Source organism: Pseudocitrobacter cyperus (genome assembly GCF_039889165.1).
In the GTDB taxonomy this organism is placed as follows: Bacteria; Pseudomonadota; Gammaproteobacteria; order Enterobacterales; family Enterobacteriaceae; genus Pseudocitrobacter; species Pseudocitrobacter cyperus.
Window position 1 is genome coordinate 303476 of the sequence record NZ_JAYMYY010000003.1, and the last position, 26504, is coordinate 329979.

General features: G+C 54.8%; 25 protein-coding genes and 5 tRNA genes. 19 read left to right on the forward strand and 11 right to left on the reverse strand.

Annotated elements, in window-relative coordinates; all coding sequences use genetic code 11:
* Positions 1 to 123: 123 nt before the first annotated feature.
* Positions 124 to 1257: an NADH:flavorubredoxin reductase NorW gene (gene norW / locus VSR74_RS12980; protein ID WP_347795121.1), complete on the reverse strand. Its 1134-nt coding sequence runs from the start codon at positions 1255 to 1257 to the stop codon at positions 124 to 126.
* A complete protein-coding gene (norV, locus tag VSR74_RS12985) occupies positions 1254 to 2693 on the reverse strand; it encodes an anaerobic nitric oxide reductase flavorubredoxin (protein ID WP_347795122.1) in 1440 nt (479 codons plus the stop codon). Before norV ends, norW begins: the two co-directional genes overlap by 4 nt.
* A gap of 186 nt (positions 2694 to 2879) precedes the next feature.
* Here norV and norR point away from each other — a divergent pair, with 186 nt between their 5' ends.
* Positions 2880 to 4400, forward strand: a complete 1521-nt coding sequence (gene norR / locus VSR74_RS12990; RefSeq protein WP_347795123.1) for a nitric oxide reductase transcriptional regulator NorR — start codon at positions 2880 to 2882, stop codon at positions 4398 to 4400.
* On the opposite strand, the gene gutQ is transcribed toward norR, so the two are convergent.
* The 7 genes from gutQ to srlA form a co-directional block, all read right to left on the reverse strand.
* Positions 4397 to 5362: an arabinose-5-phosphate isomerase GutQ gene (gene gutQ / locus VSR74_RS12995; RefSeq protein WP_347795124.1), complete on the reverse strand. Its 966-nt coding sequence runs from the start codon at positions 5360 to 5362 to the stop codon at positions 4397 to 4399. The two genes, norR and gutQ, sit on opposite strands and share 4 nt — an antisense overlap.
* Positions 5355 to 6128, reverse strand: coding sequence for a glucitol operon DNA-binding transcriptional repressor SrlR (gene srlR, locus VSR74_RS13000; protein ID WP_347795251.1), 774 nt, complete (start codon positions 6126 to 6128; stop codon positions 5355 to 5357). Before srlR ends, gutQ begins: the two co-directional genes overlap by 8 nt.
* Before the next feature lie 72 nt (positions 6129 to 6200).
* A complete protein-coding gene (gene gutM, locus VSR74_RS13005; protein WP_347795125.1) occupies positions 6201 to 6560 on the reverse strand; it encodes a transcriptional regulator GutM in 360 nt (119 codons plus the stop codon).
* A 75-nt stretch (positions 6561 to 6635) separates the two neighbouring features.
* Positions 6636 to 7415, reverse strand: coding sequence for a sorbitol-6-phosphate dehydrogenase (gene srlD / locus VSR74_RS13010; RefSeq protein WP_347795126.1), 780 nt, complete (start codon positions 7413 to 7415; stop codon positions 6636 to 6638).
* A 16-nt stretch (positions 7416 to 7431) separates the two neighbouring features.
* Complete coding sequence (gene srlB / locus VSR74_RS13015; RefSeq protein WP_347795127.1) at positions 7432 to 7794, reverse strand: PTS glucitol/sorbitol transporter subunit IIA; 363 nt, start codon at positions 7792 to 7794, stop codon at positions 7432 to 7434.
* A gap of 11 nt (positions 7795 to 7805) precedes the next feature.
* Positions 7806 to 8774 (reverse strand): PTS glucitol/sorbitol transporter subunit IIB, encoded by a 969-nt coding sequence (srlE, locus tag VSR74_RS13020; protein ID WP_347795128.1) that lies wholly within the window; start codon positions 8772 to 8774, stop codon positions 7806 to 7808.
* A complete protein-coding gene (gene srlA / locus VSR74_RS13025; RefSeq protein WP_347795129.1) occupies positions 8771 to 9334 on the reverse strand; it encodes a PTS glucitol/sorbitol transporter subunit IIC in 564 nt (187 codons plus the stop codon). Before srlA ends, srlE begins: the two co-directional genes overlap by 4 nt.
* A gap of 266 nt (positions 9335 to 9600) precedes the next feature.
* Between srlA and mltB the strand changes: the two genes are divergently transcribed.
* From mltB to luxS, 18 genes are all read left to right on the forward strand, one after another.
* The gene (gene mltB / locus VSR74_RS13030) at positions 9601 to 10680 is read left to right on the forward strand and encodes a lytic murein transglycosylase B (protein ID WP_347795130.1); all 1080 of its coding nucleotides are present in this window, start codon (positions 9601 to 9603) and stop codon (positions 10678 to 10680) included.
* A gap of 197 nt (positions 10681 to 10877) precedes the next feature.
* Positions 10878 to 11558, forward strand: coding sequence for a metal ABC transporter ATP-binding protein (locus tag VSR74_RS13035; protein ID WP_347795252.1), 681 nt, complete (start codon positions 10878 to 10880; stop codon positions 11556 to 11558).
* Positions 11555 to 12418 (forward strand): metal ABC transporter permease, encoded by an 864-nt coding sequence (locus VSR74_RS13040; protein ID WP_347795131.1) that lies wholly within the window; start codon positions 11555 to 11557, stop codon positions 12416 to 12418. Before VSR74_RS13035 ends, VSR74_RS13040 begins: the two co-directional genes overlap by 4 nt.
* Positions 12419 to 12427: 9 nt before the next feature.
* A complete protein-coding gene (locus tag VSR74_RS13045; protein WP_347795132.1) occupies positions 12428 to 13306 on the forward strand; it encodes a metal ABC transporter substrate-binding protein in 879 nt (292 codons plus the stop codon).
* Between the two features lie 136 nt (positions 13307 to 13442).
* Positions 13443 to 13940 carry a nicotinamide-nucleotide amidase gene (pncC, locus tag VSR74_RS13050; protein ID WP_347795133.1) on the forward strand — a complete coding sequence of 166 codons (498 nt, stop codon included), beginning with the start codon at positions 13443 to 13445 and terminating at the stop codon, positions 13938 to 13940.
* Between the two features lie 80 nt (positions 13941 to 14020).
* Positions 14021 to 15085, forward strand: a complete 1065-nt coding sequence (gene recA / locus VSR74_RS13055) for a recombinase RecA (RefSeq protein WP_347795134.1) — start codon at positions 14021 to 14023, stop codon at positions 15083 to 15085.
* 73 nt (positions 15086 to 15158) lie between these two features.
* A complete protein-coding gene (gene recX, locus VSR74_RS13060) occupies positions 15159 to 15659 on the forward strand; it encodes a recombination regulator RecX (RefSeq protein ID WP_347795135.1) in 501 nt (166 codons plus the stop codon).
* 130 nt (positions 15660 to 15789) lie between these two features.
* Positions 15790 to 18417 carry an alanine--tRNA ligase gene (alaS, locus tag VSR74_RS13065; RefSeq protein WP_347795136.1) on the forward strand — a complete coding sequence of 876 codons (2628 nt, stop codon included), beginning with the start codon at positions 15790 to 15792 and terminating at the stop codon, positions 18415 to 18417.
* A 236-nt stretch (positions 18418 to 18653) separates the two neighbouring features.
* A complete protein-coding gene (csrA, locus tag VSR74_RS13070) occupies positions 18654 to 18839 on the forward strand; it encodes a carbon storage regulator CsrA (RefSeq protein ID WP_000906486.1) in 186 nt (61 codons plus the stop codon).
* A gap of 327 nt (positions 18840 to 19166) precedes the next feature.
* Positions 19167 to 19259: transfer RNA gene (locus tag VSR74_RS13075), tRNA-Ser, on the forward strand.
* 4 nt (positions 19260 to 19263) lie between these two features.
* Positions 19264 to 19340 (forward strand) — tRNA-Arg (locus tag VSR74_RS13080).
* A 57-nt stretch (positions 19341 to 19397) separates the two neighbouring features.
* A tRNA-Arg gene (locus VSR74_RS13085) sits at positions 19398 to 19474 on the forward strand.
* 189 nt (positions 19475 to 19663) lie between these two features.
* A tRNA-Arg gene (locus tag VSR74_RS13090) sits at positions 19664 to 19740 on the forward strand.
* Between the two features lie 189 nt (positions 19741 to 19929).
* Positions 19930 to 20006 (forward strand) — tRNA-Arg (locus tag VSR74_RS13095).
* 239 nt (positions 20007 to 20245) lie between these two features.
* A complete protein-coding gene (gene yqaB / locus VSR74_RS13100; protein ID WP_015963305.1) occupies positions 20246 to 20812 on the forward strand; it encodes a fructose-1-phosphate/6-phosphogluconate phosphatase in 567 nt (188 codons plus the stop codon).
* Complete coding sequence (locus VSR74_RS13105; protein WP_347795137.1) at positions 20809 to 21237, forward strand: YqaA family protein; 429 nt, start codon at positions 20809 to 20811, stop codon at positions 21235 to 21237. Before yqaB ends, VSR74_RS13105 begins: the two co-directional genes overlap by 4 nt.
* A gap of 78 nt (positions 21238 to 21315) precedes the next feature.
* A complete protein-coding gene (gshA, locus tag VSR74_RS13110) occupies positions 21316 to 22872 on the forward strand; it encodes a glutamate--cysteine ligase (RefSeq protein WP_347795138.1) in 1557 nt (518 codons plus the stop codon).
* A 243-nt stretch (positions 22873 to 23115) separates the two neighbouring features.
* Positions 23116 to 23631 (forward strand): S-ribosylhomocysteine lyase, encoded by a 516-nt coding sequence (luxS, locus tag VSR74_RS13115; RefSeq protein ID WP_015963308.1) that lies wholly within the window; start codon positions 23116 to 23118, stop codon positions 23629 to 23631.
* Positions 23632 to 23704: 73 nt separating this feature from the next.
* On the opposite strand, the gene emrB is transcribed toward luxS, so the two are convergent.
* Together emrB and emrA are read right to left on the reverse strand one after the other, a co-directional pair.
* Entirely contained in the window at positions 23705 to 25243 is a 1539-nt protein-coding gene (gene emrB / locus VSR74_RS13120; protein ID WP_347795139.1) for a multidrug efflux MFS transporter permease subunit EmrB, read from the reverse strand.
* A gap of 16 nt (positions 25244 to 25259) precedes the next feature.
* Positions 25260 to 26432: a multidrug efflux MFS transporter periplasmic adaptor subunit EmrA gene (emrA, locus tag VSR74_RS13125; RefSeq protein ID WP_347795140.1), complete on the reverse strand. Its 1173-nt coding sequence runs from the start codon at positions 26430 to 26432 to the stop codon at positions 25260 to 25262.
* Positions 26433 to 26504 lie beyond the last annotated feature (72 nt).

Sequence of the window (26504 nt, forward strand, 5' to 3'; positions counted from 1 at the left end):
CGCATAGACACAAAAAAAAGCCCCGGTAGACCGGGGCAAAATCAGACGCGATACTTCCGTGTATCTGAGGTTAGAACTCTGCAAATGAGCGAGCTAAGGTTAAGTTCAGCAGTGGCAAAGCAATCAGTTCGGTAATAACTTCAGCAAACTAAAGGCCTCTTTCATCCTCTCTTCACTGACTACAAAAGCGCGGAGTTGCTGGCTTTCATCATAGCCCTGGGCAAGCATCCCCTGTGCGCTGGTGGCGATACTCCAGTTCAAATCCTGACGGCGCGTTTCTCCCGCCAGATGCAGCGGCAGATCCGGCGTTTTTACTTTGACCAGCATATGCGGCAGCTTCAGCTCGCCGCTCTGACCGAGCAGGTTTTTCGCAAGGCACATCGCGCTCAGCAGAATCGGTTGCAGGAACGGCAGCACTGTACCGTTAATCTCCGCGCAGTCGCCCAGCGCGTAGATATCCGGGTTACTGGTCTGCATCGCGCTGTTTACCTTCACGCCGCGGTTGATTTCTACTCCTGCATGACGCGCCAGAGCCGTCTCCGGGCGTAAACCGGTTGCCGCAACCACAGCATCGACTTCGACCTGACGATGGCGATCAAAGTGCGCCACAATGCCGGACGGTGTTTGCTCCAGTGATTGCAGTTGCGTTTTCAGCAGCAAATGCACACCCATATCGGTCAGGCGGTGTTGCAGGCGGCTACTCACTTCTGGCGGCATTAATGAGGCGAGGATGCAGGCGGAGTTATCCACCACCGTCACCGCTTTGCCTGCGCGGTTGAAGTCCATTGCCAGTTCGCTGCCAATCAGGCCGCCGCCGATAATCAGTACGCGCCGGGCATCGCGCAGGGTACTTTGTGCGGCGCCAAATTCCTGCTGGCTGTTGAGGGTCAGCATCAGCTCTTTTCCGGGCACTGGCGGTACAATGGTCGATGCCCCGGTTGCCAGCACCAGTTTGTCGTAATGCCACTCTTTGTCCTGACTTTTCACCACCCTGGCTTGTGCGTCGATGCCGCTCACCCAGGTTTGTGGAAAGAGGTTCAGATTGTACTGCTCGGCAAACTCGCCCGCGGTTTGCAGGGTCAGGTCGGCGGCGCTTTGCCCCCGGCTGACCACGTGGCTGAGATCGGGCTTGTTGTACTCATCAATGCTATCGGCCGCGATCAAGGTCAGCGGTACGGCAGCGTCCTGTTTGCGAATGTTTTTCACCAGTTGACGGGCCGCGAAGCCCGACCCGATGATCACGATACCGTTATTCATTTTGCCTCCGTCGCCAGCACGTCAAAGACGTCTTTACCCAGTGAACATTCCGGACACAGGAAGTTGTCGGGTACGTCGCTCCACGGTGTGCCTGGCTGCACATCCTGGTTCGGTTCGCCTTTGGCGGGGTCGTAGATCCACTGGCACACGCTGCATTGCATGCTTGGGCCGAGGTCAGCGGCGGCACAGGCGCATTCTTCCTGCGCGGTTGTCGCTTTAGCGCTCACGTCTGGCAGCGGGGTCAGCGCCCATTGACGGGCAATTTCACGGCCGTGTTCGCGGCAAATCTCCAGTGCGTCGAAGTCCGGACGCCATTTCGCTTTCAGGCTCAGGGACATCTCAAAACCGGCATCCTGCAGGCGGGTGGAGAGGCGGTCAACCGCGCCGCCGCTCCAGCCGTGCGAGCCAAAGGCGCTGGCGCGTTTGTTACGGAAACGCAGGCCGGTTATCTCTTCCACCAGACCGGCGATTTTCGGCATCATCACGTTGTTCATGGTGGAGGTACCGACCAGCACGCCTTTAGAGCGGAAGACGTTGGTCAGGATCTCGTTTTTATCGCTGCGGGCGACATTAAAGATTTTCACCGCCACGCGGGGGTCAACTTCGTTGATGCCCTGGGCTATCGCGTCAGCCATCATGCGGGTGTTATTGGACATGGTGTCGTAGAAAATGGTGATGCGATCTTCCTGGTAATCTGCCGCCCATTTCAGATACAACTCAACAATCTGGGTTGGGTTGTCACGCCATACCACACCGTGAGAGGTGGCAATCATGTCTACCGGCAGGTTGAAGCCGAGGATTTCGGTGATTTTTGGCGTTACCAGGCGGCTAAACGGCGTCAGTATATTGGCGTAGTAGCGCTGGCACTGTTCAAACAGCTCGGTCTGATCGACTTCGTCGTTGAACAGGTGTTCGTCGCAGTAGTGCTGGCCAAAGGCGTCGTTACTGAACAGCACTGCGTCACCGGTCATGTAGGTCATCATGCTATCCGGCCAGTGCAGCATCGGCGTTTCCACGAAAATAAGTTGTTTACCGTTGCCGATATCCAGGCTGTCGCCGGTTTTTACCGTATGGAAATTCCACTCCGGGTGGTGGTGGTGGCCATTGATAGAATCAATCGCGTTGGTGGTGCAGTAAATCGGCGTGTTCGGGATGTAAGACATCAGCTCGGTCAGCGCCCCTGCGTGATCTTCTTCCGCGTGGTTAATAATGATGTAGTCGATATCGTTCAGGTCGATTTCGCTGCGCAGGTTCTGTACAAATTCACGGCTGAATTTGTGGTCAACGGTGTCGATCAGGACATTTTTACCTTCACGGATCAGATAGCTGTTGTAGCTGCTGCCGCGCAGCGTTTTGTATTCGGTTCCGTGGAAATCACGTACTTCCCAGTCACGTTGGCCAACCCAATGAATGTTATTTTTAACCAGAATAGACATAGCAACCTCAATCAAATGCAGTGTTTTTAAAAAAGATGTTTTGCTTATTGCAGGTTGCGTGCCAACTTTTTAACTTATTGTTTTTAATGTATTTTAAGTTTTTGTGCGTGTTTTGTTTGTCAAAATGACTATTCTTAATGCGGTCAATATGACAATATTTATTGTCAAAAAGACAATGAGGTAGCGATGAGTTTCTCGGTCGAGGTACTGGCGGGTATCGCCATTCAACTGCAAAGCGGAGTCGGGCATCAGAACCGTTTTCAGCGTTTAATCACCACGCTGCGTCAGGTGCTGGAGTGCGATGCCTCTGCGCTGCTGCGCTATGACGCGCGGCAATTTATTCCACTGGCTATCGACGGGCTGGCGCAGGACGTGTTGGGTCGCCGTTTCACCCTGGAGGGCCACCCGCGGCTGGAAGCGATTGCGCGTGCCGGGGATGTGGTGCGCTTCCCGGCGGACAGCGACTTGCCCGATCCTTATGATGGTTTAATTCCGGGTCAGGAGAGCCTGAAAGTGCATGCCTGCGTCGGCCTGCCGCTGTTTGCCGGGCAGAATCTGATTGGCGCGCTAACCCTTGATGCGATGGAGCCGCAGCAGTTTGATGTGTTCAGCGATGAAGAGTTGCGGCTGATATCTGCGCTGGCCGCCGGGGCGCTCAGCAATGCACTGCTGATTGAGCAACTGGAAAGCCAGAATATGCTTCCGGGTTCCCCCGCCGCTTTCGAACCGGTGGCGAATACCGATATGGTTGGCCTGTCGCCAAATATGATGCAGTTGAAAAAAGAGATTGAGATTGTCGCGGCATCCGATCTCAACGTGCTGATAAGCGGTGAAACGGGTACCGGGAAAGAGCTGGTGGCGAAAGCTATTCACGAAGGCTCGCCACGCGCGGCCAACCCACTGGTTTATCTGAACTGTGCTGCGTTGCCGGAAAGCGTGGCGGAAAGTGAACTCTTTGGCCACGTGAAAGGGGCGTTTACCGGGGCAATCAGCAACCGTAGCGGTAAGTTTGAAATGGCCGATAACGGCACGCTGTTCCTCGATGAAATTGGCGAACTGTCGCTGGCGTTGCAGGCCAAACTACTGCGCGTGTTGCAGTATGGCGATATTCAGCGCGTCGGTGACGACCGTAGCCTGCGGGTCGATGTGCGCGTACTGGCGGCAACCAACCGCGACCTGCGCGAAGAGGTGCTCGCCGGGCGTTTTCGTGCTGACCTGTTCCATCGTCTGAGCGTCTTTCCGCTTTCGGTGCCACCGCTACGGGAGCGCGGCGATGATGTGGTGCTGCTGGCGGGCTATTTTTGCGAACAGTGCCGACTGCGGCTGGGGCTGTCGCGGGTGATTTTAAGCAGCGGGGCGCGGGGGCATCTGTTGAACTACGGCTGGCCGGGTAACGTGCGCGAGCTGGAACATGCCGTGCACCGTGCGGTAGTGCTGGCGCGCGCAACCCGCAGCGGTGGCGAAGTGATTCTCGAAGCGCAGCATTTCGCTTTTGAAGAGAGCGCGGTTGCGACAGCTTCGGAAAGTGACACACCTGCATTGCCCGAGTGCCGTAACCTGCGGGACGCGACCGAGCATTTTCAGCGTGAGATGATCCGTCGCGCGCTGGCGCAGAATAATCACAACTGGGCGGCGAGCGCGCGAGCGCTGGAAACAGACGTCGCCAACCTGCATCGGCTGGCGAAACGTCTGGGGATGAAGGATTAAAGGATCCCGGCCTGATAGAAGTTTTGCAGGTTAATCGCGCCGACCAGTTGGCCGTTGTCATCCACGACCGGGGCCGCGCTAATCTTTTTCTTCATCAGTTGCTCTTTGGCGTCGATGGCGCGGCTTTGCGCGTTCAGCGTGGTGCCGTTAGTCGTCATCGCGCTGCTGACGTTATCCGCCAGCGTGCCGCCGCCGACCAGCCAGCGACGCAGGTCGCCGTCGGTAAAGACGCCTTTCACCTGCAACTGCTCATCACACACGGCGACCAGCCCCAGGCCGGTACGGCTCAGTTCCAGCATCGCGTCCATAATGCTGGCGTGAATGCTCACCTGCGGTACGTCCGCGTCGCGGCGCATCAGGTGGTGCACTTTATTCAGCAGCCGCGCGCCCAGCGCGCCAGCCGGGTGCGAACGGGCGAAATCTTCTTCATTAAATCCACGCGCCTGCATGACGGCGATGGCCAGCGCATCGCCCATCATCAGTGTGTTGACGGTGCTGGAAGTGGGGGCCAGTCGCATCGGGCAGGCTTCGCGTTCAACGGAGATGTCGAGCACGGCTTTCGCCGCTAACCCTAACGGCGAGTGGGACTTCCCGGTCATCGCCAGCAGCACGACAGATTTCTCTTCCAGGCGCGGGATGATCAGATCAAGTTCTTTCGCGCCGCCGGAGTAGGAGATAAACAGCATCACATCCTGGCTTTCAACCATGCCGAGGTCGCCGTGCAGGGCTTCCGCCGGATGGACGAAGAAAGCGGGTGTACCGGTGCTGGCGAAGGTGGCGGCGAGTTTTTTACCGATATGGCCTGATTTGCCGATGCCGGAAACAATCAGTTTGCCTTTGCAGTTAATGATGGCTTCGGCGGCTTTCACAAAGTCGTCGCCCAGCCTGTCCGGCAGCCGGCTGGCTTCCTGTAGTTCCAGCATCAGCGCCTGACGACCTGCGGCTAACAAAGAATTACTCATAATGATCTCCGGTTATGATGACGTCGATTCCCTTCTCTTCAAGCGCCTTCAGAAACGCCGGATCGATACCGGCATCGGTAATGATTTTATCCACGCTCTCGAGACTGCAAACGATATTAGGGCTTTTACGGCCAAATTTTGAGGAGTCGGCCATCAGTATCACTTCTTTTGCCGCATTACACATGGCTTTACTGACGGTATACACCTCGTTAAAGGTGGTCACTCCGGCGTTCAGATCAATGCCGTCGGTGCCCATGAAGAGTTTATCAAAGCTGAAATGCTCAAAGGCGGTTTCCGCCAGGTGCCCGTGAAATGACGCCGATTTTTTGCGGAATGTGCCGCCCGGCATCAGGAGGGTTTGTTCGTTGTCCAGTTCTGAAAGGGCATTAACGATGTGCAGACTGTTGGTCATGACGGTGATATTGCGAAAACGGCTCAGCATCGGCACCATTTGCAGGACGGTGCTGCCTGCGTCGAGGATGATCGAGTCGCCATCGTGGATGAACCCGACGGCGGCCTGTGCGATCTGCTCCTTTTTATGGGTATTAATAAGCGTTTTGTGATCGATAGGCGGATCGGATTCATCTTTGTTCAATACCACACCGCCGTAAGTTCGGATGACGGTTCCGGCATTCTCCAGCGTGACCAAATCTTTGCGAATGGTAGTACCCGTGGTGTCAAAGCACTGGGCCAGTTCTTCAACCGAGCATTTTCCCTGTTTTTGTAAATGCTCCAGAATAGCGGCCTGACGCTGACGAGGTTTCATCGGCATAATTACCCTGAATTATAAATTGTTGCGAAATGATAATTTCGCAAGCTATTAGCATTCACAACGAAATTACCCATGTTTCAGTTTAAGCGCCAATGATAGTGCATTCTGCGATAACGGATCATGGGGAAAGATCACATCAGGATGTAATTCATTAATAGATTTGCCCATTAGCGAGGTGATTTTCACCGGTTTGGCGAATACGGTGAGGCCTTTCATATGTAACGCGCCGGTGACCTGCTGTTGCTCATCCAGGGCGATAGCGACGACCACTCGCGGCCTGAAGCGCCCGCCGGAACGCCCGACGCCAACTCGCCCCTGTTGGCAAAGTTCATCAAATGCGCGGTTAAAGCGAGATATTTGCCAGCCGCCCAGCACCAGTTGTGCGAACCAGGCGAGGGCGGCAACGATAATCAGTGCGGAAACCATGATCCACTCCTGTGCTTTTTCCGGATGGAACGCCGAAGGCCCGGCAGTCGCTATGCCGCCGGGCGCCTGCGATATTCAGAACATCACCTGCCCGCCGGTCACGTTGATCGACTGACCCGTACAATATGACGCCCCAGGGCTTGCATAGAACAGCAGCATATTGAGCACGTCCTGATAGTCGCATCCCCGTTTTAACGGCACTTTATCGATGTAATACTGCTCCACTTCACCTGGCTCAATGCCGAGTTTGGTGGCGTATTGCGGCAGCAGAGACTGGAACATCGGCGATTTCAACAGGTTGCCAAGCATCAGCGAGTGAACGGTGATGCCATACTCAGCCAGATCCAGCGCCAGTGACTGCGTCAGGCCGACGCCGCCAAATTTCGCCGCGCTGTAGCCGGAGTTGTGCTTACTGCCCACTTTCCCGGATTTGGAGTTAATCTGAATGATGCGCCCCTGAATGCCGTCGCGGATCATCAGACGGGAGAACTCGCGCGCACAGAGGAAATAGCCCACCAGGTTAACCTGCAGTGAACGATCAAAATCGCCGAGCTGGAAATCGCTGATAAACGCCGCTTTGGCGATACCTGCGCTGTAGACCAGCAGATCCACGCGGCCAAAGATTTCATCCACCCCGCGGGAAAGCGCCAGTACGCTTTGCTCACTGGTCGCGTCAGCGCCGAAGCCCCAGGCTTTGCCCTCGCCAAATTCGCTATTAATTTCCTGCGCCACGTTTGTGGCTTTATCGCTTTGAATATCAACGACCGCCACGCGGTATCCCTCTGCGGCGAGACCGCGACAGAGGAATGCTCCCAGGGTCTGGCCTCCACCAATAACAACAGCAACCTGATTCATTTTTTCTCCTTACATCTTAAGCTGTAAATTTCAGAATGCAGCCCGGCGCGATATCGCCCGGAACCGGCCCCGCAACGTGTACGCAGCCGGGAAATTCCGCTTCGTGTAGCCCATCGAAGCGCAGGGTGATATGACCCAGTTCTCGCAGGTTTTGCCCGGCGACGCTGCCCACGGCGGTAACCGGATAACGGTGGCCGCCCAGTTCAAACTGCACGCCGGGCTGGAGTGTTCCGCTCAGTTCTCCGTGACAGTGGATAAAGCAATACTCTTCTATATCCGCAGGCGCGCCTTCACGAAAGGTAATGAGCATCTGGTCGCCAAGCGCATCCATCGCGCTCTGACCAATTCGGGTGATGGTGGTCTGATAAATCACGGTCATGATGGAACCCCTTATTGATAAATAAAGCCGGAAACCAGCCAGGCGATAAGCACGGTTGGCGCGCCGGTCAGGAAACGACTGACCAGAACGGAAGGTACGCCGACGCGCACCGTGTCCTGACGGGCTTCTGCCAGCGACAGGCCAACCGGGATAAAGTCGCAGGCCGCCTGCGCGTTAATGGCGAACAGGGCAGGCAATGCCAGATGAGGCGGGATATTGCCCAGACCAATCTGTACGCCGATCAATACGCCGATAACCTGAGCGATGACCGCGCCAGGGCCGAGGAACGGCGACAGCAGCGGGAAAGAGCAGATCAGCGCCAGCGTTACCAGGCCCAGCGGATGGCTGGCAAGTGGCGCCAGGCCGTGGGCGATCCAGTCGCCAAGGCCGGAGGCCATGATGATGCCAATGAGCGCTGAGACGAAAGCCATAAAGGGCAGAATGGTTTTCAGCACCGTATCGATGGTGTCGCGACCCGACTGGAACAGCACCGCGACGGCGGAGCCCATTCCCATGCCGACTTTCGCCAGCAAGCCGTCGCTCTGTTCGGTAATTTTCTTGCTGGTGTCGTAATCACGCCCGGCGGTGACGGCAGGCTGCGGTCTGGCAGAGGCTTCACCCGTCACGGTGATGTTTTCTTCCTTCACCCCCGAGACATAGATGTCTTCGACGATGTATTGCGCCAGCGGGCCGGATTTCCCGGTCGAGTGAATGTTGATCGTTGGGATGCGGCGTTTGGGATAGATACCACAACGCAGCGTGCCGCCGCAGTCGATAATGGCCGCGCCGATCTCCTCTTCTGGCGGCTCGCCCTCTTTGAACCCATCGACGGCCTCCCAGCCTGTCAGTTGCGCCAGCTTGTCGACAATGGCAGGGCGCGTCCCCGCCGTGATGTAGACGATTTTCTTACCTGGTGTTGCGTCCAGTTCAAGCGGGCCGCCCCAGCCGCCAGTTCCTCTCTCAATACGTATACGCGTCATGATGCGGCTCCCGACAGATAGACTTTCTGTTCCAGTTGAATGCCCATTTTTTTCTCAAAGAGGCTGGTGGTGAGGTCTGTTACCCAGCCACGGAAGAAGTTGGTGACCAGACCGACCAGCAGGTAACTCACCGCCAGCGGGCCGAGAGGCAGCCCCAGCGTGGTCAGGCCGCTGGCGATGCCCAGATAGACAAACAGTTCGCCAGGGTTGATGTGGGGAAAGAGGCCATTCATGGAGTGGCAGCTATAGGACGCCGCAGCGTAATAGCTGGGTTTGTATTTTTCCGGCATAAAGCGGCCCAGGCTCAGGGTCATCGGGTTACAAAAAACAAAGGTGCCGATACACGGCAGCAACAGGTAGCGGGATAAAGGATTACCGGCGCAGCGCTGTGCAAAGCGTTCAATACGGCGCTGGCCGATGAAATTAATCAGCGCATTCATGATGACCAGCAGGCTAATCAGCAGCGGGAGAATGCCGGTCACCATGCTGGTGAATACCTCTCCGCCTTTCTGGAACAGCCCTATGAACCACTCTGCACCATGTGTGATGGTTTCGATCATTATTTTCTCCTGTAGGGATTTATCATTACCTTGCCAAATCGCTGTCGATAATAATCGAAATGAAAGGTTTTAAATTGTTAGTTTGATCGCAAAATGAAAGATAAATATTTTATTGTGAAAGATTTTGCGAAGATCATCGGAAAGATCCCGCAACAACGCACAGGGGGGCAACAATTTCTGCGAGGGAGGACGAGTACTGCTTCCTTGCAGCGTGGCGGATGATTTACCATATTTAACTCTTGCCGATATTGTTAAATGGATGTCCCATGTTGAAGCGTCGTTATATCGCCTTACTCCCCTTATGCGTTCTGCTCGCAGCCTGTAGCAGCAAACCGAAAACCGCCGCCGCTCCGGCAACGGCTGGCACGCCATCCGGCGGTTTCCTGCTGGAGCCGCAGCATAATGCGTTGATCCCGACCGGTGATTTCGCCAATAACCCGGCGGCGGAGCAGTTCATCGATAAGATGGTGAGCAAGCACGGCTTTGACCGACAGCAACTGCATGAAATTCTCTCCCAGGCGAAGCGTCTCGATTATGTGCTGCGTTTGATGGATCGCCAGGCGCCAACCGGCTTACCGCCGAGCGGGCCAAACGGCGCGTGGCTGCGCTATCGCAAACAGTTCATCACCCCGGACAACGTGCAAAATGGCGTGGCGTTCTGGAATCAGCATGAACAGGCGTTGAAACGCGCGTGGCAGGTTTATGGCGTACCGCCGGAGATTATCGTCGGGATTATCGGCGTCGAAACCCGCTGGGGGCGCGTGATGGGTAAAACCCGTATTCTCGATGCGCTGGCGACGCTCTCCTTTAACTATCCGCGCCGCGCGGAGTATTTCTCCGGTGAGCTGGAAACCTTCCTGCTGATGGCGCGTGATGAGAGCGATGACCCGCTGGATTTGAAAGGTTCCTTTGCGGGGGCAATGGGATATGGCCAGTTTATGCCGTCCTCGTATAAGCAGTATGCCGTTGATTTTAATGGCGACGGACATATCAACCTGTGGGATCCGGAAGATGCCATCGGTAGCGTGGCGAACTACTTTAAACAGCATGGCTGGGTGAAGGGCGACCAGGTGGCGGTGCAGGCGATGGGGCAGGCGCCGGGGCTGGAAAACGGCTTTAAAACCAAATATAGCGTGTCGCAGCTTTCTGCGGCGGGTCTGACGCCGACGGATTCTCTGGGCAATCATCAGCAGGTCAGTCTGCTGCGTCTGGATGTCGGCACCAGTTATCAATACTGGTACGGTTTACCGAACTTCTACACCATCACCCGCTACAACCATAGTACGCACTATGCGATGGCTGTCTGGCAGTTGGGCCAGGCTGTCGCGCTGGCTCGCGTTCAGTGATTCTGCCGCCCCTTCCGACCGGAAGGGGCGTTACATTTCGATACATCCTCACGCGCTGACAGTTATTTACAATCTATCTGACGCTGTTTATTGTTATGTTATAACATAATGAATGAGGCGTTACTGATGTCATCTTCGCTTTTCTCTTTCTCAAGCCTTAGCCGTCTGGCAGGCGTTTGTCTGCTACTGGCGATTATCTGGTTGGTCGTATGGTGGGCGGTATCGCTGCCATGATCGCTCTGGAAAATCTCTGCGTCGGTTATGACGATGAGGCGATTGCCCCTGCCATCAATCACCAGATCACCCGTGGCAGTCTGACGGCTATTGTGGGTGCGAATGGCTGCGGAAAATCAACGCTGCTTAAAACCCTGGCGGGATTTATTCCTCCTGTCAGCGGCAGAGTACGCTGGCAGGCGTGTCGCCCCGTGATCGGCTGGCTGGCGCAGCGTCAGTTGATGGATCAGCAATTTCCGCTGACGGTGCAGGATGTGGTGTTTCAGGGAAGCTGGCCGAGAATGCCTCTGTGGTACGGCATCAGTCCGGTGATGCGCAGGCGAATGACCTCATCACTGGATCGTGTGGGGCTGTTGTCGCAGGCGAAAGCGCCGATTCAGACCCTATCCGGCGGCCAGTTTCAGCGCATGCTCTTTGCCCGCATTCTGGTACAGCAGGCGCCGCTGGTGATGCTTGATGAGCCCTTCACCGGCGTTGATGAAACCACCACTGACTTGCTAATGACGCTGATTGTGGAAATGCATCAGCGTGGACAAACGGTTCTGGCAGTGTTGCATGACAGCGAAAAAGTCGCCCGTTTCTTTCCGCAGGTGCTGGCGCTGGATGGCTACCGCGTAGAGCGTGTTACTGCGAGGTCGGCATGATCTGGCACATCTTTTTTCAACCGTTTATCGAGTTTGGCTTTATGCGTCGGGCGCTGATGGTGTGCCTTGCGCTTTCACTGAGTATCACTCTGCTGGGTGTTTTTTTACTGCTGCGGCGTATGAGTTTAATGGGCGATGCGCTGTCGCACGCCATACTCCCCGGCGTGGCAGTAGGCTACTTAATGAATGGAATGTCATTGCTGGCGATGACGATCGGGGGATTTGTGGCAGGGATCGCCGTAGCGCTGGGGGCGGGTTGGGTAAGCCGTCGCACGCTACTGAAGGAAGATGCCAGCTTTGCCGGGTTCTATCTCGGTTCGCTGGCGATAGGGGTGACGCTGGTATCACTACGCGGCTCGAACGTTGACCTGCTTCATCTGCTGTTTGGTTCTATTCTGGCGGTGGACGGGGCCTCGGCGCTGTTTGTCGCGGTGGTGGCGAGCATCACGCTGGTTGCGCTGGCGGTATTTTACCGCGGCCTGGTCGTTGAGGCCTTCGACGATAGCTGGTTGCTGGTGAACGCCCGCTGGTTGCCATCGGCGCTGCACGGTTTGTTCCTTGCGCTGTTGGTTCTGAACCTGGTGGCCGGATTTCAGGTGCTGGGAACATTGATGGCTGTTGGGGTGATGATGCTGCCCGCTATCGTTGCCCGCTGCTGGGCGCACACGCTGCCGACTATGCTCTGGCTTGCCGGGCTCTGCGGCGTACTTTGCGCCTGGTTGGGACTCAGCCTTTCATGGGGGGCGAGCCTGCCTGCCGGGCCGTCCATCGTGCTGGTCGCCAGTCTGTTTTTTCTTATTTCACTTATTTTTGGCACGCGTAGCAGGCTGGCCTGGCGTCTGCGCGCACTTTTTAACTAAGGGGATGGTATGAAAATGAAGAGGGTGATTTTGGCACTGGCGTTGGGGGTTATCGCACAGGGGGCGATGGCAAAAACGCTCAATGTTGTTGCCAGCTTTTCGGTACTGGGCGACATAACGCAGCAGGTTGGGGGCGATGCTGTGAAGGTGACGACGCTGGTGGGGCCGGATGGCGATCCGCATACTTTTGAACCGTCGCCGAAAGAGAGCGCGTTACTGAGTAAAGCGGATGTGGTGGTGGTTAACGGCCTGGGGCTGGAAGGATGGATGGATAGATTAGTCAAAGCATCCGGATTTAAAGGCCAACTGGTGGTAGCCTCAAAAGGCGTTACGACGCAAAAGCTCGAAGAGGATGGGCAAACGATCACTGACCCGCATGCCTGGAACGATGTGGCAAATGGCGTGATATATGCGCAAAACATTACTGAAGGGCTCGCCAAAGCTGACCCGCAGGATGCCAGCGTTATTAAAGCGCGTGGTGCGAAATATGCTGCTGAGTTATCGGCGCTGGACGGCTGGATTAAGCAACGTATCAGCCCGATCCCACGCGAGAAACGTAAGGTGCTCACCAGCCACGATGCCTTCGGTTATTTCGCCAAAGCTTATCAGGTCGATTTCCTCTCACCTCAGGGATTGTCTTCGGAAAGCGAAGCCAGCGCGGCAGATGTTGGCGCATTGATTAAACAAATCAATGCCGATGGCGTGCACACCTGGTTTATGGAAAACCAGCTCGATCCGCGACTGGTGAAACAGATTGCGTCCGCAACTGGCGCGCAGGCGGGCGGCGAGCTTTATCCGGAAGCGCTGTCGAAGCCGGGTGGCGTGGCGGATAGCTACGTCAGAATGCTGCGCCACAATGTGAATGCGATTGTTGACAGCATGCAGTAATTATCCTCATCCCCCGTCTTCTGACGGGGGATTTTCTGCTTTTTCGGAACCCCCCTCGTAAAATTAACACCTCGCCCCCATCTGTGTTGGGAAAGTGCTATCTTGTCCGACAGATATCTACCTGACAGGAGTGGTGATGACTGACAGCGAATTATTTCAACTGAGCGAAAAGGTCGGGCAGGCGTTGAAAGCGCAGGGCGCAACGGTAACCGCGGCAGAATCCTGCACCGGCGGCTGGATAGCCAAAACCCTGACCGATGTCGCGGGAAGTTCCGCATGGTTTGAGCGAGGTTTTGTCACCTACAGCAACGAAGCCAAATCACAAATGATTGGCGTCAGCGCGGTGACGCTGGAACAGCACGGCGCGGTGAGCGAACCGGTAGTGGTTGAAATGGCCGTGGGCGCATTGCGGGCTGCGTGCGCCTCTTATGCGGTATCAGTCAGCGGCATTGCCGGGCCGGATGGCGGCAGCGATGAGAAGCCCGTCGGCACCGTGTGGTTTGGCGTGGCAAGTGCGACCGGGCAGGGCGTCACTCAGCGTGAATGCTTCACGGGCGACCGCGAATCGGTGCGCCGACAGGCCACTGCTTTTGCCTTGCAACTGCTCTGGCAACAATTTCTACAAAACACTTGATACTGTATGACCATACAGTATAATTGCTTCAACAGAACAAAATTCATTCCCCGGGCTCGCTCGGCATGACAGGAGTAAAAATGGCTATCGACGAAAACAAACAGAAAGCGTTGGCGGCAGCACTGGGCCAAATTGAGAAGCAATTCGGCAAAGGCTCCATCATGCGCCTGGGTGAAGACCGTTCCATGGATGTGGAAACTATCTCCACCGGTTCGCTTTCACTGGATATCGCACTGGGTGCAGGCGGTCTGCCGATGGGGCGTATCGTCGAAATCTACGGGCCGGAATCCTCGGGTAAAACCACGCTGACACTGCAGGTTATCGCCGCGGCACAGCGTGAAGGTAAAACCTGTGCCTTTATCGATGCGGAACATGCGCTGGATCCAGTCTATGCGCGTAAATTGGGTGTTGATATTGACAACCTGCTGTGTTCTCAGCCAGATACCGGTGAACAAGCACTGGAAATCTGCGACGCGCTGGCGCGTTCCGGGGCGGTAGACGTTCTGGTTGTCGACTCCGTAGCGGCACTGACGCCGAAAGCGGAAATCGAAGGCGAAATCGGCGACTCTCACATGGGTCTTGCGGCACGTATGATGAGCCAGGCGATGCGTAAGCTGGCGGGTAACCTGAAGCAGTCTAATACCCTGCTGATCTTCATCAACCAGATCCGTATGAAAATTGGCGTCATGTTCGGTAACCCGGAGACCACCACCGGTGGTAACGCACTGAAATTCTACGCTTCCGTTCGTCTGGATATCCGCCGTATCGGCGCGGTGAAAGAGGGCGATAACGTGATCGGTAGCGAAACCCGCGTTAAGGTCGTGAAAAACAAAATCGCAGCGCCGTTTAAACAGGCTGAGTTTCAGATCCTCTACGGTGAAGGTATCAACTTCCTGGGCGAACTGGTTGATCTGGGCGTGAAAGAGAAGCTGATTGAAAAAGCGGGTGCCTGGTACAGCTATAACGGCGACAAAATTGGTCAGGGCAAAGCGAATGCTATCTCCTGGCTGAAAGAGAACCCGGCTGCGGCGAAAGAAATTGAGAAAAAAGTGCGTGAATTGCTGCTCAGCAATCAGGATTCATCGCCTGATTTCGTGGTCGATGATAACGACACCCACGCGAAAGAAACCAACGAAGATTTCTGATAACCTCGCATCAGAGATATAACGGAAGGGCTGCTCATGCAGCCCTTTTTGCATTTGAACGACCGGGAGGGTTATGAACGAGAATGAACCACGTCGATCTGCATATGCTCGTCTGCTGGATCGCGCCATTCGTATTCTGGCAATGCGCGACCATAGCGAGCAAGAATTGCGTCGCAAACTGACGGCTCCGGTAATGACCAAAAATGGCCCCGAACCTATCGATGCGCCGGAAGAGGACGTAGAGAAAGTCATCGCCTGGTGTCACGAAAATCGCTATCTCGACGATTTGCGGTTTGTGCAACAGTTTATCGCCAGCCGCAGTCGTAAAGGTTATGGCCCGGCGCGCATTCGCCAGGAGTTGGGGCAGAAAGGGATTGCCCGCAATGATATTGAACAGGCAATGCGCGAATGCGACATTGACTGGGGTATGCTGGCGCGCGATCAGGCTGAACGCAAATATGGCGAACCGTTACCGACAGCATTTACTGAAAAGGTGAAAATCCAGCGCTTTTTGCTTTATCGGGGCTATCTAATGGAAGATATCCAGGAAATATGGCGAAATTTTGCCGATTGAGCGCACGGGGGATTTTACTTCCCTTTAAAGAAAACTTATCTTATTCCCACTTTTTCCGTCTGGTAGCAAGTTGAACAATAAATAACCTGCTACGACGGCGACCATTCGTTAGCTTGATTTCAGGATAATTATGAGCAAGAGCACCGCTGAGATCCGTCAGGCGTTTCTCGACTTTTTCCATAGCAAGGGACATCAGGTAGTTGCCAGCAGCTCCCTGGTGCCGAATAACGACCCGACCCTGCTGTTTACCAACGCCGGGATGAACCAGTTCAAGGATGTATTCCTTGGTCTCGACAAACGTAATTATTCTCGCGCGACCACCGCGCAGCGTTGCGTTCGTGCGGGTGGTAAACACAACGATCTGGAAAACGTCGGCTACACTGCGCGTCACCATACCTTCTTTGAAATGCTGGGGAACTTCAGCTTCGGCGACTACTTCAAACACGACGCTATTCAGTACGCGTGGGAATTACTGACCGGTGAAAACTGGTTTGCCCTGCCGAAAGAGCGTCTGTGGGTGACCGTTTACGAAACCGATGATGAAGCTTACGAAATCTGGGAAAAAGAAGTCGGTATCCCGCGTGAGCGCATCATCCGCATCGGCGACAACAAAGGCGCGCCGTATGCTTCCGATAACTTCTGGCAGATGGGCGATACCGGCCCATGCGGCCCGTGTACCGAGATTTTCTACGATCACGGCGACCACATCTGGGGCGGCCCTCCGGGAACGCCTGAAGAAGACGGCGACCGTTACATCGAGATCTGGAACATCGTCTTCATGCAGTTCAACCGTCAGGCTGACGGCACCATGGAGCCGTTGCCAAAACCGTCCGTCGACACCGGTATGGGCCTGGAACGTATCACTGCGGTACTGCAACACGTCAACTCTAACTATGAAATTGACCTGTTCCGTAAACTGATTGACTCCGTGGCAAAAGTCACTGGCGCGACTGACCTGTCTAACAAGTCGCTGCGCGTGATCGCTGACCACATTCGTTCCTGCGCGTTCCTGATTGCTGATGGTGTTACGCCGTCGAATGAAAACCGTGGCTACGTGCTGCGTCGCATCATTCGTCGTGCCATCCGTCACGGCAACATGCTGGGCGCGAAAGACACCTTCTTCTATAAACTGGTTGGCCCGCTGATCGACGTGATGGGTTCTGCCGGTGAAGAACTGAAACGCCAGCAGGCGCAGGTTGAGCAGGTTCTGAAAACTGAAGAAGAGCAGTTTGCCCGTACGCTGGAACGCGGCCTGGCACTGCTGGACGAAGAGCTGTCTAAGCTGACTGGCGACACGCTGGATGGCGAAACCGCTTTCCGTCTGTACGACACCTACGGCTTCCCGGTTGACCTGACGGCAGACGTTTGCCGTGAACGCGGCCTGAAAGTTGACGAAGCAGGCTTTGAAGCCGCGATGGAAGAGCAGCGCCGTCGTGCGCGTGAATCCAGCGGTTTCGGCGCAGACTACAACGCGATGATTCGCGTTGATGGGGCGTCAGAATTTAAAGGTTACGACCATCTGGAACTGAACGGCAACGTGACTGCGCTGTTTATCGACGGTAAAGCGGTTGATAGCGTGGCGGCCGGTCAGGAAGCGGTTGTCATTCTCGATCAGACACCGTTCTATGCGGAGTCTGGCGGCCAGGTTGGCGATAAAGGCGAGCTGAAGGGCGCAGGCTTTAGCTTCAGCGTGAATGACACGCAGAAATATGGTCAGGCGATTGGCCATCTCGGTAAGCTGACTTCGGGCTCTCTGAAAGTGGGTGATGCGGTGCAGGCTGACGTTGATGAAGCTCGTCGCGCGCGTATCCGTCTGAACCACTCCGCAACGCACCTGATGCATGCGGCGCTGCGCCAGATTCTGGGCACCCATGTGGCGCAGAAAGGCTCGCTGGTCAATGATAAAGTGCTGCGTTTCGACTTCTCGCATTCAGAAGCGATGAAACCAGAAGAGATTCGCGCGGTCGAAGATCTGGTAAACGCACAGATTCGTCGTAACCTGCCGGTCGAGACCAATGTGATGGATCTCGACGCCGCAAAAGCGAAAGGCGCAATGGCGCTGTTTGGCGAAAAATATGATGACCGTGTTCGCGTGCTGAGCATGGGCGATTTCTCTACTGAACTGTGCGGCGGTACTCATGCTTCACGGACTGGTGACATCGGCCTGTTCCGCATCGTTTCTGAATCCGGTACCGCAGCAGGCGTTCGCCGTATTGAAGCGGTAACTGGTGAAGGGGCGATTGCCAGCCTGCATGCGCAAAGCGATCGTTTAGGGGATATCGCCCAGCTACTGAAAGGCGATAGCCATAACCTGACTGAGAAAGTACGCACCATTCTGGAACGTACCCGCCAGTTGGAAAAAGAGCTGCAGCAGCTTAAAGAGCAGGCGGCAGTGCAGGAGAGTGCGAACCTCTCCAGCAAAGCAGAAAACATCAACGGCGTTAAGCTGTTGGTGAGCGAGCTTTCCGGCGTTGAGCCGAAAATGCTGCGCACAATGGTTGACGATCTGAAGAACCAGCTTGGTTCCGCCATTATTGTGCTGGCTACCGTGGATGAAGGTAAGGTTTCTCTGATAGCGGGCGTGTCTAAGGACGTCACTGACCGCGTGAAAGCAGGGGAGCTTATCGGTATGGTAGCTCAGCAGGTTGGCGGCAAAGGCGGTGGTCGCCCGGACATGGCGCAAGCCGGTGGTACCGACGCGGCAGCACTTCCTGCGGCATTGTCCAGTGTGAAAGGCTGGGTAAGCGCGAAGCTGTAACGACTTCTGTGTTGGCGTCTTAACGTTAATTGTTAAGACGCCTTGCATATGGAGTACCGATAACGATAAAGTCAGGTTGAAGTCATGTATATCGGCTAAACTTACGTTTAACAGAATGTGATGCCATGACTACATGCACGTAAGGTGTTTGTCATCGCTAAACTTTTGGCGTTATATGATGGAGAATGCCGGGATACAGAGAGACCCGACTCTTTTAATCTTTCAAGGAGCAAAGAATGCTGATTCTGACTCGTCGAGTTGGTGAGACCCTCATGATTGGAGATGAGGTCACTGTGACAGTTTTAGGGGTGAAGGGTAACCAGGTGCGCATCGGCGTAAACGCCCCGAAAGAAGTATCTGTTCACCGTGAAGAGATCTACCAGCGTATCCAGGCTGAAAAATCCCAGCAGTCCAGTTACTAAGTTCTCGCGTCTCACCCTTCCGGTGAGACGCAACCTTCCCTGATTTTCCGTTTTATCTCCTCGATTTCATCTCTTCTGTTCGTTGCTGGCAATTTATCGCGGCTGCCGAGCCTCATTCTTTCTGTTTTGTTTTACCGTGAGTTAGCGATTTTACTGTTGAGAAAACAGGCTTTTTGCCGTTTTAACCATCTAATTGTGCGCGAAGTGTGCAAACGATAAAAGGTCTCGAAAAATTGTTTGACTTATAAAGCCCAGAAAGTAATATGTGCGCCACGCAGCGACGAAGAGCTTTTAACGAGTTCTCCGAAGCACTCGTAAGAGGCGTGTGGTGAGGTGGCCGAGAGGCTGAAGGCGCTCCCCTGCTAAGGGAGTATGCGGTCAAAAGCTGCATCCGGGGTTCGAATCCCCGCCTCACCGCCATTTTGCATCCGTAGCTCAGCTGGATAGAGTACTCGGCTACGAACCGAGCGGTCGGAGGTTCGAATCCTCCCGGATGCACCATCTTACTTAGCATTGCATTAGTGGTGCTAAATCGAGTAGTAAAGTAAGTTTCCCGATGCATCCGTAGCTCAGCTGGATAGAGTACTCGGCTACGAACCGAGCGGTCGGAGGTTCGAATCCTCCCGGATGCACCATATTCTCCAGGATAACAGCGAGTCTGTTGTTTCAGGTTCTGCGAAGTCATAGCAGGCACCAGGGAGGATAGCGTTGCTTTAGCAACGACCCATCGGGCGAGGCGCAGCCGAGTAATCCTCCCGGATGCACCATCTTACTTAATATCATTTTCGTGATATCAACATCGGCAGTAAAGCAAGTTTCCCGATGCATCCGTAGCTCAGCTGGATAGAGTACTCGGCTACGAACCGAGCGGTCGGAGGTTCGAATCCTCCCGGATGCACCATATTCTCCGAGATAACAATTGATTTGTTGTTTCAGGTTCTGCGAGATAATCGCAAGTACCAGGGAGGATAGCGTTGCTTTAGCAACGACCCGTAGGGCGAGGGGCACCCGAGTAATCCTCCCGGATGCACCATCTTACTTGATATCATTTCTGTGATATCAATATCGGCAGTGAAGCAAGTCTCCCGATGCATCCGTAGCTCAGCTGGATAGAGTACTCGGCTACGAACCGAGCGGTCGGAGGTTCGAATCCTCCCGGATGCACCATATTCTCCAGGATAACAGTGAGTCTGTTGTTGCAGGTTCTGCGAAGTCATCGCAGGCACCAGGGAGGATAGCGTTGCTTTAGCAACGACCCATCGGGCGAGGCGCAGCCGAGTAATCCTCCCGGATGCACCATCTTCTCCTTTCCGTTTTCTTCTTCTCCAACGATTCAGCAAGTCAGCGACAAAAACCGCCTTTTACGTTAAAGTAACATCTCACTTTATCTTGTCTGTGAGAACGTGATGTACGAACGCTACGCGGGATTAATCTTTGATATGGATGGCACCATCCTGGACACCGAACCTACGCACCGTAAAGCGTGGCATGAGGTGCTGGGACGTTATGGTATGCGTTTCGACGAACAGGCGATGGTCGCCCTTAACGGTTCTCCTACTTGGCGTATCGCGCAGGCTATCATTGAACTTCATCAGGCCGATCTCGACCCTCATCTTCTGGCACAGGAAAAAACAGCCGCCGTTAAAGCGATGCTGCTGGACTCTGTGACGCCGTTACCGCTTATTGATGTGGTAAAAGCCTGGCACGGACGTCGCCCTATGGCGGTCGGTACAGGCAGCGAGAGCGCCATTGCTGAGGCGTTGCTGGCTCATCTTGGCTTGCGGCACTATTTTTCTGCTGTAGTGGCCGCCGATCACGTCAAAAATCACAAACCCGCGCCCGATACTTTTCTGCTTTGTGCACAACGCTTGGGCGTCGCGCCGGAAAAATGTGTGGTGTTTGAAGATGCGGATTTTGGCCTGCAGGCGGCAAGAAGCGCCGGTATGGACGCTGTTGACGTTCGTCTGCTGTGAATGACGGGCTGGCGCTGGCGTCGTTATTCGCCAGCAGCTTTCTGAGCGCAACGCTGCTGCCGGGCAACTCCGAAGCGGTACTTGTGGCGCTTCTCGTCTCTGGCCTCAGCCACCCCTGGCTTTTAGTATTAGTAGCAACAATGGGTAATAGCCTTGGTGGGGCAACAAACGTTATCCTTGGACGGTTGTTTCCCGTGCGTAAGCAATCGCGCTGGCAGGAAAAAGCGACATCCTGGTTAAAACGTTACGGCGCAGCCACACTGTTACTGAGCTGGATGCCCGTTATCGGTGATTTACTGTGTCTGCTGGCGGGATGGATGCGTATCTCCTGGGGACCGGTGCTCTTTTTTTTGTGCCTTGGAAAAGCGTTACGCTACATTGTGGTAGCGGCGGCGACGCTCCAGGGTATGACGTGGTGGCACTAATTGGATTGCTTGTGACCTTTAATCGTCAACCATTACAATTATGCTTAATAAAATGATATCGACAGGCGGGAGGTCAATTTGATCCCGGATGTATCACAGGCGCTGACCTGGCTGGAAAAACACCCTGACGCTTTGAAAGGGATAAATCGTGGTCTTGAACGTGAGACGTTGCGCGTTAATGCTGATGGCTCTCTGGCAACAACCGGACACCCGGAATCGCTGGGCTCGACGCTGACCCATAAATGGATCACCACCGATTTTGCCGAAGCGCTGCTGGAATTTATCACTCCGGTTGATGGCGACGTCAATCATATGCTTACTTTCCTGCGTGATGTTCACCGTTACACGGCGCGTCATTTGGGAGATGAGCGGATGTGGCCGTTGAGTATGCCGTGCTACATCGCGCCGGGCCAGGATATCGAACTGGCGCAGTACGGTACGTCTAACGTGGGGCGTCTGAAAACGCTGTACCGCGAAGGGCTGAAGAACCGCTATGGCGCGCTGATGCAAACCATCTCTGGTGTGCATTACAACTTCTCGCTGCCGATGGCCTTCTGGCAGGCGAAATGCGGCGTGACGGATGCTGAGAGCGGTAAAGAGGCGATCTCCGCTGGCTATTTCCGCGCGATCCGCAACTATTACCGTTTTGGCTGGGTGATCCCATATCTGTTTGGTGCGTCTCCGGCGATTTGCTCCTCCTTCCTGCAAGGGAAAGAGAGTGCGTTGCCGTTTGAGAAAACCGAATGTGGCATGTATTACCTGCCTTACGCGACCTCTCTGCGCCTGAGCGACCTGGGTTATACCAATAAGTCGCAAAGCAATCTCGGAATTACGTTTAACGAATTGCACGAATATGTGGCAGGCTTAAAACGGGCGATCAAAACGCCGTCGGAGGAATACGCGCGTATTGGCGTGGAAAAAGACGGTAAGCGTTTGCAGATCAACAGCAATATTTTGCAGATTGAAAATGAGCTTTACGCGCCGATTCGCCCGAAACGCGTCACCCGCAGCGGTGAGAATCCGTCCGATGCGCTGCTGCGCGGCGGTATTGAGTATATCGAAGTACGTTCGTTAGATATCAACCCGTTCTCGCCAATTGGCGTGGACGAGCAGCAGATCCGCTTCCTTGACCTGTTTATGGTCTGGTGTGTGCTGGCGGATGCGCCGGAAATGAGCAGTCAGGAATTGCAGTGCACGCGCACTAACTGGAATCGCGTGATTCTGGAAGGGCGTAAGCCGGGCCTGACGCTGGGTATCGGTTGCGAAACCGCGCAGTTCCCATTGCAGAAAGTGGGTAAAGATCTGTTCCGCGATCTCAAACGCGTGGCGCAGACCATGGACAGCATTGAAGGCGGAGATGCCTATCAAAAAGTGTGCGATGAACTGGTCGCCTGCTTCGATAATCCGGAATTAACTTTCTCAGCCCGCATTCTGCGTTCTATGCTTGATGAAGGAATTGGCGGAACCGGTAAGGCACTGGCGGAGCAGTATCGTAATATGCTGCGTGAAGAGCCGCTGGAGATCCTCACAGAAGAGGAGTTTGCTGCGGAACGTGATGCCTCCGTTGAACGTCAGCGTAAGCTGGAAGCGTCGGACACGGAATCATTTGAAGCGTTGCTGGCAAAACACGCCTGACAGAAAAGAAAAAGGCCACATCACTGTGGCCAAATATACATCTCTGAATTCAGGGATGATGATAACAAATGCGCGTCTTTCATATACTCAGACTCGCACTGGAATGAAGAGTTCAGTTTTTTTATAAAAAAATCACTTTATCCCGAAAAATCCTGACCGGATAGTGTTAAACGTTTTATTTTTCAGTGAGTTATGATGTAAAAATAAAACGCCGGGGATGAGGGATACACCGGAGGTTACGAAATGCCGTTGTTAGATAGCTTCACTGTCGATCACACCCGTATGGAAGCCCCAGCCGTTCGTGTAGCCAAAACGATGAACACGCCGCATGGCGACGCGATCACCGTTTTCGACCTGCGCTTCTGTGTGCCGAACAAAGAAGTGATGCCTGAGAAAGGTATCCACACTCTGGAGCACCTGTTTGCCGGCTTCATGCGTAATCATCTGAATGGTAACGGCGTAGAGATAATCGACATCTCCCCGATGGGCTGCCGCACCGGTTTCTACATGAGCCTGATTGGTACGCCGGATGAGCAGCGCGTGGCAGATGCGTGGAAGGCGGCGATGGCGGACGTGCTGAAGGTTCAAGATCAGAATCAGATCCCGGAACTGAACGTTTACCAGTGCGGTACGTATCAGATGCACTCCCTGGCGGAAGCACAGGATATCGCGCGCCATATTCTCGACCGCGACGTGCGTGTGAACAGCAACGATGAGCTGGCGCTGCCGAAAGAGAAGTTGCAGGAACTGCATATCTAGTCTGATTTTACCGGATACAGCAGGCCCGGTAAGCGGGCAACAAAAAAGGGCCATCTGGCCCTTTTTTCACATCTTAGTGCGCACCGCCGCCGCCGCTACCGGCGCCGAATGGCGGTCTGGCAAACCACACCAGACTTAGCAGTATGATGAATATCCCCGCAGACACCCAGAAGATTTCGTTCGCTGAGATAATCAGCCCCTGATTGGTTATCTGCTGCGCCAGCCAGCCGGAAGCCTGTTGTTGCGACATGCCCATGCCCTGAAGCTGATTGTACATCGCCTGGGAGTCCGGATTGTATGGCGTGACGTATTCCGTCAACTGCGCGTGGTGCAGCGATTCCCGGTTAGTCCATAACGTTGTGGTGATGGACGTTCCGATAGAGCCCGCCAGCGTTCGCGTAAAGTTCGACAGACTCGATGCGGCAGCCAGACGTTCAGGCGGCAGGCCAGAGAGCGTAATCGTCGTTAGTGGCATAAAGAAGCACGCCACCGCAAAGCCCTGAATAAACTGCGGCCAGGCCGACGCGCCGAAATCCATCCCCGGCTCGAACGTGTAAGCACGCCAGTAGAAACAGACGGCATACATGATAAAGCTGAAGGTGACCAGACGGCGCATGTCGAGCTTATGCGCAAAGCGACCGATTATCGGCGACAGAATCACCGGAATGATCCCCACCGGCGCAGAGGCCAGCCCCGCCCAGGTGGCGGTATAGCCATAGACCTCCTGCAATAGCTGCGGCAACAGAACAATCGCGCCGAAGTAGAGCATATAGGCAAGGCTGATACACAGGCAGCCAATCGTAAAGTTTCGCGACTTAAACAGCGAAAGATCGACTATCGGGTTATCGTCGGTTAGCTCCCAGACAATCAGGAAACTTATCGACACCACCGCCACGATGGTCAGAACGATAATCTCGGTCGAGTTAAACCAGTCGAGCTCTTTACCCTGGTCAAGCATCACCTGCAAACTACCGATCCCCAGCACCAGTAACGCCAGACCAATCCCGTCAATACGCCGCTGTTCAGTGCGCGTCTCGCGCCCGCGTAACACCTGAAGGCTCATCAGCACCACGATGGCGCCGATAGGGACGTTGATAAAGAAAATCCAGCCCCAGTGGTAGTTATCGCTGATATACCCGCCAAGAATAGGGCCGCAGATTGGCGCAACGATGACGGTCATAGACCACAGCGCCAGCGCAATAGAGCGTTTGGCGGGCGGATAGTTGCTGAGCAACAGGCTCTGCGACAGTGGGATCAGCGGCCCGGCGACAATCCCCTGAATGACGCGGAAGAAGATAAGCATGCCGAGGCTGTTAGAGACGCCGCAGGCCCAGGAAGCGATAGCAAAGGCGACAGTAGACCACAGGAACAGTTTCACCTCACCGACGCGCTTCGCCAGCCACCCGGTAATCGGGATAGAGATGGCGTTCGCCACGCCGAACGAGGTAATTACCCAGGTTCCCTGGCTTAGTGAAGAGCCAAGATTACCGGCGATCGTCGGGATCGCCACGTTTGCGATGGTGGAGTCCAGCACCTGCATGAAAGTCGCAAGCGACAACGCAATGGTCATGATGACCAGTTGCGCGCCTTCCAGCGGTTTTTGCTGTTGCATTACACTCACCCCGGGATCAGTTGGCGTTGGCCTGCACGATGTCGTTGATCAGCTTATTGACCGGTTCCAGGCTGATTTCACGCGCGTTACTTTCGTAGGCCGGGCTGGTACGTACCTGGCTTGCCAGGATCTGCCCTTCACGGTTAGAGGTATCGACTTTTACCAGCGTAGAGAGGCCAATGCGCAGTGGATGTTCAGCAAGCTGTTTTTCATCCAGGGCTACGCGAACCGGCAGACGTTGAACCACTTTGATCCAGTTCCCGGTGGCGTTTTGCGCAGGTAGCAGGGAGAAGGCGCTACCCGTCCCCATATCCAGACCCACCACTTTGCCGCTGTACTTCACATCATCGCCGTAGATATCGGAAATGACCGTCACCGGCTGGCCAATACGCATATGCGCGACCTGGGTCTCTTTGAAGTTTGCATCCACCCACAGGTTGTTCGCCGGAACGACGGCCATCAGCGCCGTGGTCGGGCTGATTTGCGCACCGGGTTGGACGGCTCGACGAGAGACGTAGCCGGTCATTGGGCTGACGATTTTGGTACGCTGCAGGGCAAGCCAGGCGTTACGTACTTCTGTCGCGGCTTGTTTCACCGTCGGCTGATCTTCCAGTTTAGTCCCCAGAATAATCGCCTGGTTAGCATTGTACTGCTGGATAGCCACGTCGAGTTCAGCCTGTGCGCTGGCTACCGAATCGCGAGCGTGTTGCAGCTCTTCACGGCCAATCAGGTTGGCGCTGCCCAGCGGAATACGGCGGTTTAAATCCGTTTGCGCCTGTGCCAGTGCGGTTTTTTTCACGTCGATGCTCGCCTGCAATTGTTTGCTATTGATCATCGTTTGACGCATTTGGCGCACGGTAGACGCCAGCGCGGTTTGTGCTTTCTCGAAAGCCTGCTGCGCATCGGTCTCATCGAGCGTGACCAGTACGTCGCCTTTTTGCACGAAGTCGGTGTTATCGGCCCAGACTTTCGTCACGCTGCCGGACACCTGCGCCATAATTTGTACCTGGTTCCCTGCCACGTAGGCGTCATCAGTTTCTTCAAAATGACGCAGTACTAAAAACCAGTAAATCCCATATGCCACAGCAATAATGATAAAGAGCAAGGTCAACAGCGTCAGGGCGCGCTTACGCGTGCCTTTCTTGTTGGCCGGTTGCTGCGGGGTTTGACTCTCCGCATTTGCGCTCATGTTATTCTCCACGATCTTATTATTTCACATCGGCTGAGCCGACCTGTTTATCAGAAAGGCCAGCAGGGGGTA

Coding starts and splice junctions, on each gene's coding strand:
- emrB (WP_347795139.1), bottom strand. CDS start 25,243: ATGCAACAGCAAAAACCGCTGGAAGGCGCGCAACTGGTCATCATGACC.
- gutM (WP_347795125.1), bottom strand. CDS start 6,560: ATGGTTTCCGCACTGATTATCGTTGCCGCCCTCGCCTGGTTCGCACAA.
- luxS (WP_015963308.1), top strand. CDS start 23,116: ATGCCGTTGTTAGATAGCTTCACTGTCGATCACACCCGTATGGAAGCC.
- srlD (WP_347795126.1), bottom strand. CDS start 7,415: ATGAATCAGGTTGCTGTTGTTATTGGTGGAGGCCAGACCCTGGGAGCA.
- mltB (WP_347795130.1), top strand. CDS start 9,601: ATGTTGAAGCGTCGTTATATCGCCTTACTCCCCTTATGCGTTCTGCTC.
- norW (WP_347795121.1), bottom strand. CDS start 1,257: ATGAATAACGGTATCGTGATCATCGGGTCGGGCTTCGCGGCCCGTCAA.
- pncC (WP_347795133.1), top strand. CDS start 13,443: ATGACTGACAGCGAATTATTTCAACTGAGCGAAAAGGTCGGGCAGGCG.
- VSR74_RS13045 (WP_347795132.1), top strand. CDS start 12,428: ATGAAAATGAAGAGGGTGATTTTGGCACTGGCGTTGGGGGTTATCGCA.
- srlR (WP_347795251.1), bottom strand. CDS start 6,128: ATGAAACCTCGTCAGCGTCAGGCCGCTATTCTGGAGCATTTACAAAAA.
- norR (WP_347795123.1), top strand. CDS start 2,880: ATGAGTTTCTCGGTCGAGGTACTGGCGGGTATCGCCATTCAACTGCAA.
- srlB (WP_347795127.1), bottom strand. CDS start 7,794: ATGACCGTGATTTATCAGACCACCATCACCCGAATTGGTCAGAGCGCG.
- gutQ (WP_347795124.1), bottom strand. CDS start 5,362: ATGAGTAATTCTTTGTTAGCCGCAGGTCGTCAGGCGCTGATGCTGGAA.
- VSR74_RS13040 (WP_347795131.1), top strand. CDS start 11,555: ATGATCTGGCACATCTTTTTTCAACCGTTTATCGAGTTTGGCTTTATG.
- recA (WP_347795134.1), top strand. CDS start 14,021: ATGGCTATCGACGAAAACAAACAGAAAGCGTTGGCGGCAGCACTGGGC.
- yqaB (WP_015963305.1), top strand. CDS start 20,246: ATGTACGAACGCTACGCGGGATTAATCTTTGATATGGATGGCACCATC.
- alaS (WP_347795136.1), top strand. CDS start 15,790: ATGAGCAAGAGCACCGCTGAGATCCGTCAGGCGTTTCTCGACTTTTTC.
- emrA (WP_347795140.1), bottom strand. CDS start 26,432: ATGAGCGCAAATGCGGAGAGTCAAACCCCGCAGCAACCGGCCAACAAG.
- csrA (WP_000906486.1), top strand. CDS start 18,654: ATGCTGATTCTGACTCGTCGAGTTGGTGAGACCCTCATGATTGGAGAT.
- srlE (WP_347795128.1), bottom strand. CDS start 8,774: ATGACGCGTATACGTATTGAGAGAGGAACTGGCGGCTGGGGCGGCCCG.
- recX (WP_347795135.1), top strand. CDS start 15,159: ATGAACGAGAATGAACCACGTCGATCTGCATATGCTCGTCTGCTGGAT.
- srlA (WP_347795129.1), bottom strand. CDS start 9,334: ATGATCGAAACCATCACACATGGTGCAGAGTGGTTCATAGGGCTGTTC.
- norV (WP_347795122.1), bottom strand. CDS start 2,693: ATGTCTATTCTGGTTAAAAATAACATTCATTGGGTTGGCCAACGTGAC.